At 73.6% G+C, this 13,098-nt stretch carries 10 protein-coding genes; 5 read left to right on the top strand and 5 right to left on the bottom strand.

From position 1 onward, the window contains the following. The first annotated feature begins 44 nt into the window (after positions 1 to 44). Positions 45 to 1,319, top strand: coding sequence for a glycoside hydrolase family 18 protein (locus JS521_RS22955; RefSeq protein ID WP_205084830.1), 1,275 nt, complete (start codon positions 45 to 47; stop codon positions 1,317 to 1,319). A gap of 81 nt (positions 1,320 to 1,400) precedes the next feature. Here the strand turns inward: JS521_RS22955 and JS521_RS22950 are convergent, their stop codons facing one another. Together JS521_RS22950 and JS521_RS22945 are read right to left on the bottom strand one after the other, a co-directional pair. After that, entirely contained in the window at positions 1,401 to 1,553 is a 153-nt protein-coding gene (locus JS521_RS22950) for an SCO1431 family membrane protein (RefSeq protein ID WP_205084829.1), read from the bottom strand. A gap of 222 nt (positions 1,554 to 1,775) precedes the next feature. Next, positions 1,776 to 2,627, bottom strand: coding sequence for a class I SAM-dependent methyltransferase (locus JS521_RS22945; protein ID WP_205084836.1), 852 nt, complete (start codon positions 2,625 to 2,627; stop codon positions 1,776 to 1,778). 77 nt (positions 2,628 to 2,704) lie between these two features. On the opposite strand from JS521_RS22945, the gene JS521_RS22940 reads away from it, so the two are divergent. Together JS521_RS22940 and JS521_RS22935 are read left to right on the top strand one after the other, a co-directional pair. Then, positions 2,705 to 3,304 carry a DinB family protein gene (locus JS521_RS22940; RefSeq protein WP_205084828.1) on the top strand — a complete coding sequence of 200 codons (600 nt, stop codon included), beginning with the start codon at positions 2,705 to 2,707 and terminating at the stop codon, positions 3,302 to 3,304. Positions 3,305 to 4,168: 864 nt separating this feature from the next. Continuing rightward, positions 4,169 to 5,647 (top strand): PepSY-associated TM helix domain-containing protein, encoded by a 1,479-nt coding sequence (locus JS521_RS22935; protein ID WP_205084827.1) that lies wholly within the window; start codon positions 4,169 to 4,171, stop codon positions 5,645 to 5,647. Positions 5,648 to 5,803: 156 nt separating this feature from the next. Here the strand turns inward: JS521_RS22935 and JS521_RS22930 are convergent, their stop codons facing one another. Further along, entirely contained in the window at positions 5,804 to 7,186 is a 1,383-nt protein-coding gene (locus tag JS521_RS22930) for a C39 family peptidase (protein WP_205084826.1), read from the bottom strand. 198 nt (positions 7,187 to 7,384) lie between these two features. Between JS521_RS22930 and JS521_RS22925 the strand changes: the two genes are divergently transcribed. Both JS521_RS22925 and JS521_RS22920 read left to right on the top strand, forming a co-directional pair. Next, positions 7,385 to 8,014, top strand: coding sequence for a uridine kinase family protein (locus JS521_RS22925; RefSeq protein WP_205084825.1), 630 nt, complete (start codon positions 7,385 to 7,387; stop codon positions 8,012 to 8,014). Positions 8,015 to 8,373: 359 nt separating this feature from the next. Next, a complete protein-coding gene (locus JS521_RS22920; RefSeq protein WP_205084824.1) occupies positions 8,374 to 10,278 on the top strand; it encodes an AAA family ATPase in 1,905 nt (634 codons plus the stop codon). A gap of 40 nt (positions 10,279 to 10,318) precedes the next feature. On the opposite strand, the gene JS521_RS22915 is transcribed toward JS521_RS22920, so the two are convergent. Together JS521_RS22915 and JS521_RS22910 are read right to left on the bottom strand one after the other, a co-directional pair. Then, the gene (locus tag JS521_RS22915) at positions 10,319 to 11,425 is read right to left on the bottom strand and encodes a hemolysin family protein (RefSeq protein ID WP_205084823.1); all 1,107 of its coding nucleotides are present in this window, start codon (positions 11,423 to 11,425) and stop codon (positions 10,319 to 10,321) included. Then, positions 11,422 to 12,831 carry a hemolysin family protein gene (locus tag JS521_RS22910; RefSeq protein WP_239487690.1) on the bottom strand — a complete coding sequence of 470 codons (1,410 nt, stop codon included), beginning with the start codon at positions 12,829 to 12,831 and terminating at the stop codon, positions 11,422 to 11,424. Before JS521_RS22910 ends, JS521_RS22915 begins: the two co-directional genes overlap by 4 nt. Positions 12,832 to 13,098 lie beyond the last annotated feature (267 nt).

The raw sequence follows: 13,098 nt of genomic DNA, 5'->3' as shown, positions 1-13,098 counted from the left end.
ACATTCACCCCCCCCGTACACCCCCCCCCCCCGCTGTTGCACCTATGTTAATGGTCCCGGGCCCCCGCCCCGTCTGGGGGCGGCTCGCCGCGGCCGCCTGTACGGCGGCCCTCGGCGCCACTCTGCTCGGCGTCGCGGGCATGTCCCCGGCCGGCGCGACCCCCGCCGCACAGCCGGCCGCCGCCACCCCGAAGGGGGCCGCCCCCACGGCCGCCGCGGGCGACAAGGTGATCGGTTACTTCACCAACTGGGGCACTTACGACCGCGATTACCACGTCAAGAACATCGAGACGTCGGGTTCCGCGGACAAGCTGACCCACATCAACTACGCCTTCGGCAACGTGACCGGCGGCAAGTGCCAGATCGGCGACTCCTACGCCGACCACGAGAAGGCCTACACCGCCGAGGAGTCGGTGGACGGGGTCGCGGACGCCTGGGACCAGGAACTGCGCGGCAACTTCAACCAGTTGCGCAAGCTGAAGAAGCTCCACCCCGACCTCAAGGTCCTCTGGTCCTTCGGCGGCTGGAGCTGGTCCGGCGGCTTCGGTGAGGCCGCGCAGAACCCTGCCGCGTTCGCGAAGTCCTGCTACGACCTGGTGGAGGACCCCCGCTGGGCCGATGTCTTCGACGGCATCGACATCGACTGGGAGTACCCCAACGCCTGCGGGCTCACCTGTGACACCAGCGGCCGCGACGCGTACGGCAACCTGCTGGGCGAGCTGCGCAAGGCCTTCGGGAACGACAACCTGATCACCTCGGCGATCACGGCGGACGGCTCCGACGGCGGCAAGATCGACGCGGTGGACTACGCGGGGGCGGCGCAGCATCTCGACTGGTATTTGCCGATGACGTACGACTTCTTCGGCGCGTTCGCGGCGCAGGGCCCGACGGCCCCGCACTCCCCGCTGACCTCCTACCCGGGCATCCCGACGGAGGGCTTCAACTCCGACGCCGCGATCTCCAAGCTGAAGTCGCTGGGCATCCCCTCGGAGAAGCTGCTGCTGGGCATCGGCTTCTACGGCCGCGGCTGGAGTGGCGTCACGCAGGCCGAGCCGGGCGGCAGCGCGACGGGGGCCGCGCCGGGCACGTACGAGGCGGGCATCGAGGACTACAAGGTCCTCAAGGACAGCTGCCCGGCCACGGGCAAGGTCGCGGGCACGGCGTACGCACACTGCGGGAACAACTGGTGGAGCTACGACACACCGGAGACCATCGGCACCAAGATGACCTACAAGAACGAGCAGGGCCTGGGCGGCACGTTCTTCTGGGAGCTGAGCGGTGACACCGGGAACGGCGAGCTGATCAAGGCGATCGGCTGACCGACCGCGACGGGGGGGGGGGGGGGGGGGGGGGGGGGGGGCCCCCCCCCCCCCCCCCCCCCCCCCCCCCGTTTCCGGCCGTTACAGCAGGCCGAGCTGGGTGACGAGCATCGCGAACACGACCACGAAGGCCCAGCCGGCGATGTGTTCCATCAGCTTCGAGCCGTCCCCGGGGCCGCCGGTGCGGGCACGGCGGGCGTGGTGGGCGTGTGCTGCGGCGCTGGTCGCGGTCATGAGTGTCTCGCTCTTCGTACGGCTGCGGCAGGGGCCCCGCCCCCTGGGTGACCCGACCAGCGTGCCAGCGCCCCGGCCCGTACAGAACGAGATCCCGGTCACGGCCCGGGGCCGCCCGAGCGGCCGAGGGCCCGCCGCTCCCCCGGTACGGCACGGGAATCGGGCGGGGGCCGGTGGTGCGGGCCGGAGCGCGCTGTGGGCGACGCCACACCCTCTGACGTTTCAGGCGGGGTCCGTGCGGTCCGTGTGCCAGAGGTGGATCTCGGTGCCCGGCCCGCGCTCGGAGAACCGGCCCGCCGGGGCGGCGGCCGCCAGGAGCCGCCGCAGATCCGCCTCGAAGGCGTCGCGGCGCTCACCGAACAGGTGCGGGGCCGAGGACGACATCGAGAAGGCCCACGCGACCACGTCGTCGGCCGTCCGCTCCAGCGCCTGCCCGCCGGGCACGACGAGCCGCTCGGGCCCGTGGAACCCCGCCCGGGCCAGCACCCCCGCCTCGCCCCCGCGCGTGCCCTGCGGGAGGACGCCCCGCTCGGCCCGCCGCACCGGGCCCAGGTACTCCTTGACCAGGTCGCCCACCGCCTCGTACGGCACCGCCGGATACGGCAGGCCCTCGACGGTCCGGACCTCCCCCTTCAGGTCCGACACGTGGACCAGGACCCCGCCGGGCCGGAGCATGTCCCGTACCAGCCCCGCCACCAGCTCCTGGTCCATCCAGTGGAAGGACTGGCCGAACGCGGCGACGGTGAACGTCCCCAGCCCCGCGGGCAGTTCCTCGGCCCGGGCCCGTACCCACCGGGTCCGGTCGGTCAGCCCCCGGGCAGCCGCGCCGCGCTCGCCCTCGGCGACCATCTCCCCGTCCGGGTCCACCCCGACGACCTCGGCGAACAGATGGGACAGCTCCAGGGCCAGGGTGCCCGGTCCGCAGCCCACGTCGATGAGGCGTCCGGTGCCGTCGAGCTCCAGCGCTCCGGCGAGCGCGTCCGCGAGCCCGGGGGCGTAGGGCAGTCGGCCGCGCCGGTAGTAGCCCGCCGTCCCCGCGAACAGCAGGTCGTCCCACTGCCAGGCATCCGCCATGTCCACCCGCCCTCCACCGGGGCGCAGTCGGCGGAAAACCGATGATCACCGCAGGGGGCGAGCGGCAGACTGGGCCCATGAACGCATCGGACCCCAAGGATATTCTCCGCCGCTACCTGCAGAACGCCCGCGACGCCCTCCTCTGGAAGCTCGAAGGGCTCTCCGAGTACGACATCCGCCGCCCGCTCACCCCCACCGGAACCAACCTGCTGGGCCTGGTCAAGCATGTGGCGAGCGTCGAACTCGGCTACCTGGGCGACACCTTCGGACGGCCGTCCGGCGAAGCGCTGCCCTGGGTCGCCGAGGGCGCCGAGGCGAACGCCGACATGTGGGCCACCGCCGACGAGTCGCGCGAGCAGATCGTGGGCCTCTACCGCCGGGCGTGGGCGCACGCGGACGCGACGCTGGACGCGCTGGAGCTGGACACGGTCGGCCGGGTGCCCTGGTGGCCCGCCGGCCGCGACGATGTGACGCTGCTCCACGCCGTCGTCCGCGTGACCGGCGATACGCACCGGCACGCCGGGCACGCGGACATCCTGCGCGAACTCATCGACGGGGCCGTCGGGATGAACCGGAACAACGACGCCGTACCGCCGGGCGACGCGGCGTACTGGGCGGGCCACCGGGAGCGGCTGGAGCGGGCCGCCGTGGCCGCCGGGGAGAAGCACGGGGGCTGAGGCCCCCGACGCGTGACACGTACGGGAACTTTTTCGGCCATCCGGCCGACTACTGCCCCATGGGAAGAGACCGCGGCACCGTCCCCAGGGGCGGGCCCCCCGCCGAGCCTCGCGCAGGGGCTGGCTACCTTGTGTCCATGCGTGCACCGGGCGGCTTGCCGAGGCGAGCGGCCAGGGGCCTGCTCTGCGGCTCGGCGTGCCTGTCCTTCGGAGCCGCGAGTCATGTCGCGGCCGGTGGACGGCTGCCCGGCGCGGGGGTGCTCGCGCTCCTGTTCCTCGCCCTGACCGTGGAGGGCGCCCTGCTGTCCGGCGGGCGGCTGTCCGGCGGGCGGCTGTCCGGCGGGCGTCGCCGGTTCGACGCCGTGGTGCTGGTGCTCGGCGGGACGCAGTTCGCCCTGCACCACGCGTTCCACCTCCTCCCGGCCTCCGGCGGGAACCCGCACCCCGCGACGGCCTCCCGGCACGGGCACCACATGCCAGCCGGGCACGCCGGGCACGCCATGGACGCGGGCGCGGGACATGCCATGGACGCCGGGATGACCCTGGCCCACGCGGCGGCCACGTTCGGGTCGGCCCTCTGCGTGCTGTACGGGGAGCGGGTGCTGCGACGCCTCGGGGCGCTGCTCACCCCTCGCGTCGCGCTCCGGCCCGCCCCGGGCTCGCCTCGTGCCGCCGGTGGTGGTGCGGATCCGGATCGGGGCGCTCCTCGCCCGGTCCCGGTCCCGGCGCGGGCCGCCTGCGGCGGCCCCGGCCTGACCTCCTCCCCACCCTGCCCCGACGCCGGAAGCGACCGGCGTCCGCCAGGCATGCGTGCGGGAGCCGTCGCGCGCGCGTCCGCCACCGTCTGCCCTCCGAGGAGCATCCATGTCCCCCAGAACCGAAGAAATACCGCAACACGACCACGATCCGACCGACACCCCCGCGGCCGACCCGGCCTCCGGGGAGCCCGGCACCCCGGCGCGGGGCACGGCCCGCTCCTGGGCGGAGGTGCGGCACCTCCTGGTCCGGCTGCACTTCTACGCCGGTGTACTCGTCGCCCCCTTCCTGCTGGTGGCCGCGCTGACCGGGCTGGCCTACACGCTGACGCCCCAGCTCGACCGGCTGGTGTACGGCGACCAGCTCCGGGGCGAGCGGGTCGGGGACGAGGTGCGTCCGCTGTCCGAGCAGATCGCGGCCGCCAGGACGGCGTACCCCGAGGGCACGCTGGCTTCGGTGATCACTCCGCCGGGCCCCGAGGACACCACCCGGGTCGTGCTCGCGGTGCCGGAGCTGGGCGAGAACCAGCGCACGGTGTTCGTCGACCCGTACACCGCCGAGGTGCGGGGCGAGTTGACGACCTGGTTCGGGTCGACGCCGCTCACCACCTGGCTCGACGACCTGCACCGCAATCTCCACCTCGGCGAGACCGGCCGGCTGTACTCCGAGGTCGCCGCGAGCTGGCTCTGGGTGGCCGTCGTGGGCGGCCTGGTGCTGTGGCTCGGGCGCGCCCGCGGCCGGCGCGCCAGGTCGGCCCGGGGCGTGCTGCTTCCGGACCGTACGGCCAAGGGGGTACGGCGGACCCGCAGCTGGCACGCGGCGACCGGGGTGTGGCTGGCGCTGGGGCTGCTGTTCCTGAGCGCCACGGGCCTCACCTGGTCGAACTACGGCGGCGAGCGGTTCGGCCGGCTGCTGGACGCGGCGAACGGCAACGCCCCGGCTCTGGACACGGCACTCCCGGGCGCCGAGGCCCCCGCCGAGGACCACTCGGAGCATGCCGGGCACGGCGGTTCCGGCGCAGCGACGGCCGACGCCGGCCCGGCCGACTTCGACGCGGCCCTGAAGGCGGCGCGGGGGGCGGGTCTCGGCGGGATCGTGGAGGTAACGCCTCCGGCGGACGCGGCGAGCGCGTGGGTCGTGGCGCAGACCGACAACACCTGGCCGGTGCATTACGACCGGGTGGCCGTGGACACCGCGAGCGGCGAGATCACCTCCCGCACCCGCTGGGCCGATCACCCGGCCCTGAACAAGCTCAGCAAGCTCGGGGTGCAGGGGCACATGGGCGTGCTGTTCGGGGTGGCCAACCAGATCGTGCTGGCACTCATCGCGCTCGGGCTGACCGCGGTGATCGTCTGGGGTTACCGCATGTGGTGGCAGCGCCGGCCCACCCGGGCGGACCGGCCGGCGAAGGTCGGCAGGGCCCCGGAGCGCGGGGCATGGCGGCGGATCCCGCTGCCGGTCCTCGTCCTGGGCATCCCGGCCGTGGCCGCCCTGGGCTGGGCGCTGCCGGTCCTCGGGGTGACCCTGGCCGGGTTCCTGGTGGTCGACGCGGTGGTGGGGGCGGTGCGCCGACGACGTACCGCCTGAGGTGCCGGGCGGGGTGGGGGCGACTGTCGACGCCGCCACCCCGCCGGTATCCGGCCCCATGAGTCTTCCCCGCCCAACGCTTCGCGGGCGACGACACCTTTGACCTTCTCCAGCTGTGCGCCGCCCGCTCCGTCGCACCGCGCGAAGCGGGCCGGCTCACAGCAGACCGAGCGACCTCAGCACCCGTTGCCGGCTCGGCGTCGGCCGCTCGGGCCAGTACACGTAGCAGACGCCGCCCGTCCCGCTTCTGACCTTCCCCTCGGCGTCGTAGCGCTTGGTCCTGAGCCAGATGTTCTCCCACTCGCGCCGCCGGTAGACCCGGCGTACCGCCTCGTTGTCCGGCGACGCGGGGTCGTTCGCGATGACGTCGCCCTCGGGGGTGAAGCCGACGACGGTCATCAGGTGGCCCGCCGTGCCGTAGCCGGCGCCGGTCAGCTCCTCCTTCAGGAAGGACTGTGAGGTGATGACGGGGATTCCGGCGCGGACCAGCCGCTCCACGTCGGTGAGCGAGCCGAGCCGGGTGACGACGGCGTTCATGTCGCGGTACGTGGCGGCGTAGGCGGCGTTGAACGGCCAGTTGCCGCAGCCCGCGTACTGGTAGTCGTAGGTGTTGCGGGCCGCGTGGCAGACCTGGGGGTCGGGCAGGCCGGGCTTGACCCAGGCGAGGTCTTCGGCGGTGGGCTTCCGGCCCCACCACTCGATGATCATCTGGGAGGACGTGGGGCTGCACCACGCCTCGCCGCCGTTGTCGTACTCGGGGTACTGCCCGATGTGGATGTTCTGCGAGTAGCGGGGCACGGGCAGTTCGCGGGCGGGCCCGGGGGTGCTCGCCGGGACGGTGAACCGGTCGGGCACGTCGGAGGCCATCGCGCCGACCCGCCAGACGGTCGGGGTGAGGCGGCTGCCCGGGGTGCGGTACAGCGTGAGCCGCAGCCGGTAGGAGACCAGGCGCACCCCGCTCGCCGGGTCGTCGACCGAGAGGGTGTCCGTCCACACGGTGCTGTGCGGGTCGCCCTGGTCGTCCACGGAGGTGCGGCGGATGTCGCCGTCGCCCGCCGCCCAGCGGCCCATCACGAACCAGGGGGTCGCCGTGCCGTCCGCGTACCCGCCGCTCAGCTCGATCTGGATCCAGGTGCCGGCCGGCGTACGGGCGTTCCAGGAGGCGATCACCTCGGTGGCGGGGACCGTGGAGCGGTGGACGGGTGAGGTCCAGGTGGCGTAGTCCCAGGCGGCCGTCCGGCCGGTGTGCGGGTCGGTGTGGTCGATCCGGCCGGCCGGGGCGGCGATCACCAGGCCGGGGCGGGGGCCGGGCAGGATCCGGGTGCCGTCGCCGTCGCCGCAGCGCCAGTCGGTGTAGGTGTGCCAGAAGCGGTTGTCCACGAGGGCCTTCGGGGCGGCGGAGGAGCCGGCGGGCGAGGACGGGGCGGTGGACGAGGACGCGGCGGCCGTCGCGGTGGCGGCGGAGGCCACCGTGCCGGCGGCTGGCGCCGCGGCGATCGCGGCGGTCAGAACGGTTCTGCGCGAAGTCGGACTGGTCATGTCGTGACCCCCGGTCGGATGCGGAAGGTGGTCTTGCGGATGCCGTTCGGTGCGCCAACTATCCCGGTTCCGGGGCGGATCGGGCCAGCGGTTCGGCAGCCGCCGACGGACCAATATGGGTCTGGACCACTGGCGTGACCTGCGGTGGCACGAGCCACTCCCCGGGGGCGGCCCCGTGCCGGAACGTACCCTGGAGCCATGGACGACCTGGCCCGCCACGCCGATGACCTCGCCGCACTGCCCCCCTCCTGCGGGCCGGTCCGGCTCGTCGCGGTCGACGGGCACGCAGGTTCGGGCAAGAGCACCTTCGCCGCCCGCCTCGCTACGGCGCTGGGCGGCGCGCCGGTCCTCCGCCTGGACGATCTCGCCACGCACGAGGAGCTGTTCGGCTGGACGGGGCGGCTGCGGGAGCAGGTGCTCGAGCCGCTCTCGCGCGGCGAGCACGCCCGCTGTTTCCCGTACGACTGGACGGAGCGCCGCTTCGGGCCGGCGCGGAGCCTGGAGCCGGCCCCGGTGGTGCTGGTGGAGGGGGTCGGCGCGGGACGCCGGGAGGTGCGGCCGTGGCTGGCGGCGCTGTGCTGGATGGAGCTGGACCGGGAGACGTCCTGGGAGCGGGGCCGACGCCGGGACGGGGCCGGGCTCACCGGGTTCTGGGACGGGTGGACGCTCGCAGAGGCGCGGCACTTCGCCGAAGATCCCTCCCGGCCGTACGCCGACGCGCTGGTACGCCAGTTGCCCGAGGGGTACGCGTGGCTGCCGGGGCCCCGCGCGACAGCGGGAGCGAACCGGAACATCACATACCGTAGCCAGGGCACCGCGCCATACTGAGCAGTCGGAAATGAGCTCAGAAGAGCCTCAACTCCGCTTGACCGGCGAGCCTTACTGGTCTTACGTTCTCATTGTGCGGCTTTTCGGAGCCCCCGCGGACGCGAAGCCCCCGGTTGTTCCCCCGTGATCGGGGGCTTCGCTCTGCGCTTGCCGCACCGCTCAGGCAACTACGCAGAGCGATTCGCTCACCCTCGGTGACCACTCCTGAGGGTCGGCCGTTGAGCGGCCCCTCCCCCTGTGCGCGGGTACGATGCACCTCGGTGTGGTCAATTCCCTTCCTCCACGCCGTGATTCAGCACGCTCCGGTGGGCATGCTGTGCGGGCGGGACATCCTGGGGGCACGGTTTGTGGGGGACCTGATGGACATCGGCACACAGGGCGCTGGGGCCCCCGCCGACCTCGCCTGGCTGCGTGGCATGGACGCCTACACGATGGGCGCCTACCCGGAGGCCGAGGAGGAGTTCAGAGCCGCGGTGCGGTTCGATCCCGGCATGGCGGACGGCTGGCTCGGCCTTCACGCACTGCGGATCGACACCACCACGGCGCTGTTACGCATGTACCGGCACCGCAACCGCTTCGGCGAACAGCGCGCACGCCACCGCCGTACGCTCAACTCCTGGTACTGGCTGGGCTGGTGGGTGCAGCCGGTGCTGGAGAGCCCGCGCGATCTGCTGCTGGCCCACGCCTCGCACTGGCTGGACGGCCGCCATGTGCCCGAGCTGGACCGGGCGTTGGCCGGACTGCCGCCGGTGGACGCGGACCCGCAGGTGCGGTTCCTGCACGCCTGCCGCTCGTATCTGGTCAAGGACTGGGAGCAGTTGGTGCGCTGTACCGAGCAGCTCGTCGACGATCCGATGCTGGGCATCGAGGCGGGTCTGTTCGGCGGGATGGCCCGGGTGCGGCTGGAGATGTTCGGGCAGGCGGAGCCGCTGCTGTCGGCCGCGCTGATGCGCTGCCGCAGCGAGCAGCCGCAGCGCAAGGAGCTCCGCTACTGGCTTGCGCGGGCCCACGAGGGCACCGGGCGCGGCGCGGCGGCCCTGCCGCTGTACCGGGCGGTGCACCGGGTGGACCCGGCGTTCATGGACACCTCCGCCCGGCTGGCGGCGCTCGTGGAGGGCGACGGGTACGACGAGTCGGCGGATCTGGCCGCGGTGACCCTGACCGGTTTCGGTTCGGGGGGCTCGGCGGCGGAGGCGCAACCGGAGGGCGACGCGCTGCTCGGCACCGATCTGGTGGACGGGCGCGAGTCCTGGCCGGTGGGCGAGGCGGGGCTGCTCGGCGACGATCCGCTCCCCGGTCCGCCCGTACCGGTCGAGGGCTCCCGCCGCACCAAGACGCGGAAGCCGCCGCCCTTCCCGGCCGGGCCCAGCGATCCCGCGCTGCTGGCCGAGGCGCTGGCGCAACTGGAGCGGATGGTCGGCCTGGAGCCGGTCAAGCGGCAGGTCAAGGCGCTCTCGGCGCAGTTGAACATGGCCCGGCTGCGGGCCGAGCAGGGTCTCCCCGTGCAGCCGCCGAAGCGCCATTTCGTCTTCTCCGGGCCCTCCGGCACCGGCAAGACCACGGTGGCCCGCATCCTGGGCCGGGTCTTCTACGCTCTCGGGCTGCTCGGCGGCGACCATCTGGTCGAGGCCCAACGATCCGATCTGGTCGGGGAGTTCCTGGGCCAGACGGCGGTGAAGGCGAACGAGCTGATCGACTCGGCGCTCGGCGGGGTGCTGTTCGTCGACGAGGCGTACAGCCTGGCCAACTCCGGTTACAGCAAGGGCGACGCGTACGGCGACGAGGCGTTGCAGGTGCTGCTCAAGCGGGCCGAGGACAACCGGGACCATCTCGTCGTCATCCTCGCGGGTTACCCGGAGGGCATGGACCGCCTCCTCGCCACCAACCCGGGCCTTTCCTCCCGCTTCACCAGCCGGGTCGACTTCCCCAGCTACCGGCCGCTCGAACTCACCGCGATCGGGAGCGTCCTGGCCGCCGAGAACGACGATGTGTGGGACGAGGAGGCGGTCGACGAGCTGCGGTCCATCAGCGGCCATGTGGTGGACCAGGGGTGGATCGACGAGCTGGGCAACGGCCGTTTCCTGCGGACGCTGTACGAGAAGAGCTGCGCCTACCGGGATCTGCGGCTCTCCGGCTATACGGGCGGACTGACCCGGGAGGACCTGTCGACGCTGCGGCTGCCGGACCTGATGCAGGCGTACGGCGAGGTGCTGTCGGGGCGCGGTCCGGTGGGCCGGGGCAAGCAGGAGCCGGGCGCGGTGTGAGGCCGCGCCGGGGGCATCGGCTCCCCGGCGCGCCCCCACGTCAGTGCACGAGGGCCCCGGGCGTCGGGAGTTCCGGCGTCCTCGGCACGTCCACCGTGCGGCGGGGCAGCGACACCGGCCGGTGGGCCGGGTCGTGTACCTCCCCCACCAGTGTCTCCAGGACGTCCTCCATGGCGACCAGGCCGAGAATCCGGCCCGAGGCGTCGGCGACCTGCGCCAGGTGCGTCGCGGCGCGGCGCATCACGGTCAGGGCGTCGTCCAGAGGGAGTTCGGCCCGTACGGTCGCCATCGGACGCCAGATCTGCTGCGGGACCGCACGGTCGGCGCCCTCCAGCTCCAGGACGTCCTTGACGTGGAGGTAGCCCATGAAGGGGCCGCCGCCCTCGGCGCAGACCGGGAAGCGGGAGAAGCCGGTGCGTACCGTCAGCTCCTCGATCCGGCGCGGGGTCACCGAGGGGTCGACGGTGACCAGGGACGCCCGCTCCAGCAGGACGTCGGCGACGGGCCTGCTGCCCAGTTCGAGGGCGTCCTCCAGGCGTGTCGCGGCCTCCGGCCCGAGGAGGCCGGCCTGCCCGGAGTCCTCCACGAGCCGGTTGAGCTGCTCGCTGGTGAAGACGGCCTCCACCTCGTCCTTCGGCTCTACGCCGAAGAGCCTGAGCACCAGACCGGCGCAGGCTCCGAGCGCGGTGGTGACCGGGCGGCAGAGCCGGGCGAAGGCGACCAGGCCGGGGCTGAGCCAGAGCGCGGTCCGCTCGGGCGCGGCCATCGCGAGGTTCTTCGGGACCATCTCGCCGATGACCAGGTGCAGGACGACCACGGTCATGAGCGCGAGGGCGAAGCCGAGGGGGTGGACGAGCCCCTCGGGGAGGTGCGCCGCGTGGAAGACCGGCTCCAGGAGGTGGGCGACGGTCGGCTCGGCGACGGCTCCGAGGGTGAGGGAGCAGACGGTGATGCCGAACTGGGCGGCGGCCATCATCTGCGGGAGGTTCTCCAGGCCGTGCAGGACCGTGCGGGCCCGGCCGGAACCCTTGGCGGCCAGCGGTTCGATCTGGCTGCGGCGGACCGAGACGAGGGCGAACTCCGCGCCGACGAAGAACCCGTTCGCCAGCACGAGGAGGGCGGCGAGGAGGAGTTGGAGCAGGCTCATCGCGCGGCCTCCAGCAGGGCGTGCGCGGATGCGTCGGGCGTGCTCTGCCCGGACGCCTTCGGCAGACAGCGTCGTGCGGCCGGGTCCGGCTGCGGTTCGGACGTCCGGGTGAAGCGGACCCGTTCGGCGCGGTTGTGGCCGACCTGGCGGACGGTGATCCGCCAGCCCGGGAGTTCGGCCCGGTCGCCGGGGGCGGGGATGCGGCCCAGGAGTTCCGCGACGAGCCCGGCGACGGTCTCGTACGGTCCGTCGGGGACGTCCAGGCCGCCGCGGCGCAGGGTGTGGACCCGGCAGCTGCCCTCGGCGTCCCATGCGGGGCGGCCGTCCTCGCCGGTGGCGGCGGTCAGTTCGGGGCGGCCGTCGCCCTCGGCGTCGTGCTCGTCGCGGACCTCGCCGACGAGCTCCTCGATGATGTCCTCCAGCGTGACGACGCCGGCAGTGCCGCCGTACTCGTCGACGACCACGGCAATCGGCTGTTCGTGGCGCAGCCGCCGCAGCAGGTGTTCCACCGGCAGGGTGCCGGGCACCAGGAGCGGGGCGACGGCGATCCGGCCGGCCGGGGTGCGCAGGCGCTCGTGGGCGGGGACGGCGAGGGCGTCCTTGAGGTGGACCATGCCGATGACCTCGTCGATGCGGTCCCGGTAGACCGGGAAGCGGGAGAGGCCGGTGGCGCGGGTGAGGTTGAGGACGTCCTCGGCGGTCGCGGAGGAGTGCAGGGCGCTGACCTTCACCCGGGGGGTCATGACGTGCTGGGCTGTGAGGCCGGCCAGCGAGAGGGTCCGGACGAAGAGGTCGGCGGTGTCCTGCTCCAGGGCCCCGGCCTCGGCGGAGTGCCGGGCCAGGGAGACCAGTTCGCCCGGGGTGCGGGCGGACGCCAGTTCGTCGGTGGGCTCGACCCCGAAGAGGCGCACCAGCCGGTTGGCCAGGGCGTTGAGGAGGGTGATCACCGGTCGCAGGAGGGCCGCGAAGCGGGCCTGCGGTCCGGCGACGAAGCGGGCCACCTGGAGCGGCCGGGAGACCGCCCAGTTCTTGGGCACGAGTTCGCCGACGATCATCTGGACGGCGGACGCCAGCAGCATGCCGATGACGACGGCGACGCCGGAGACGGCCCCCGCGGGCAGCCCGGTGGCGGTGAGCGGTCCGGCGAGCAGCTGGGCGAGGGCGGGTTCGGCGAGCATGCCCACCACCAGGGAGGTGAGGGTGATGCCGAGCTGGGTGCCGGAGAGCTGGAAGGAGAGTTCGCGCAGGGCTTCGACGACGGTACGGGCGCGTCGGTCGCCCTCGGCGGCGGCTCGTTCGGCGTCGGGTTTCTCCACCGTGACGAGCCCGAATTCGGCTGCCACGAAGAAGCCGTTGGCGAGGATGAGGAGGAAGGCCGCCGCGAGGAGCAGCAGGGGGGTGGTCATGAGGCCGCCGCCTCCGGGGAAGGGGCGGCGCAGGTACTACCGGACGATCCGTCCATTGCTGGAGGGAGTCACTCCTTGGGTCGCAGGAAGTCCCCGCGGGCCCGGGTGGGGCCGTGGTACGGGCGGGGTGGGGCGGACGGGGCGCCGCCGCCCCCCAGCCCGGCCCCCGTGTCACCGACGCCCGGGGGGGGGCGCCCAGGGGGGGGGGGGGGCAGAAAATTGCCCCCCCCCCCCACCACCCCCGACCCCGCGGGCGGCGGCGGAGGG

The organism is Streptomyces durocortorensis (assembly GCF_016901035.1).
Taxonomy (GTDB): domain Bacteria; phylum Actinomycetota; class Actinomycetes; order Streptomycetales; family Streptomycetaceae; genus Streptomyces; species Streptomyces durocortorensis.
The sequence above is the reverse complement of the archived record's forward strand: the minus strand, read 5'-3'. Positions and strand labels throughout refer to the sequence as shown.

Bases quoted from the DNA above. Each gene is read 5' to 3' on its own strand.
- JS521_RS22940 (WP_205084828.1), top strand. From the start codon at position 2,705: ATGAACGCATCGGACCCCAAGGATATTCTCCGCCGCTACCTGCAGAAC.
- JS521_RS22910 (WP_239487690.1), bottom strand. From the start codon at position 12,831: ATGACCACCCCCCTGCTGCTCCTCGCGGCGGCCTTCCTCCTCATCCTC.
- JS521_RS22955 (WP_205084830.1), top strand. From the start codon at position 45: ATGTTAATGGTCCCGGGCCCCCGCCCCGTCTGGGGGCGGCTCGCCGCG.
- JS521_RS22950 (WP_205084829.1), bottom strand. From the start codon at position 1,553: ATGACCGCGACCAGCGCCGCAGCACACGCCCACCACGCCCGCCGTGCC.
- JS521_RS22930 (WP_205084826.1), bottom strand. From the start codon at position 7,186: ATGACCAGTCCGACTTCGCGCAGAACCGTTCTGACCGCCGCGATCGCC.
- JS521_RS22915 (WP_205084823.1), bottom strand. From the start codon at position 11,425: ATGAGCCTGCTCCAACTCCTCCTCGCCGCCCTCCTCGTGCTGGCGAAC.
- JS521_RS22935 (WP_205084827.1), top strand. From the start codon at position 4,169: ATGTCCCCCAGAACCGAAGAAATACCGCAACACGACCACGATCCGACC.
- JS521_RS22925 (WP_205084825.1), top strand. From the start codon at position 7,385: ATGGACGACCTGGCCCGCCACGCCGATGACCTCGCCGCACTGCCCCCC.
- JS521_RS22945 (WP_205084836.1), bottom strand. From the start codon at position 2,627: ATGGCGGATGCCTGGCAGTGGGACGACCTGCTGTTCGCGGGGACGGCG.
- JS521_RS22920 (WP_205084824.1), top strand. From the start codon at position 8,374: ATGGACATCGGCACACAGGGCGCTGGGGCCCCCGCCGACCTCGCCTGG.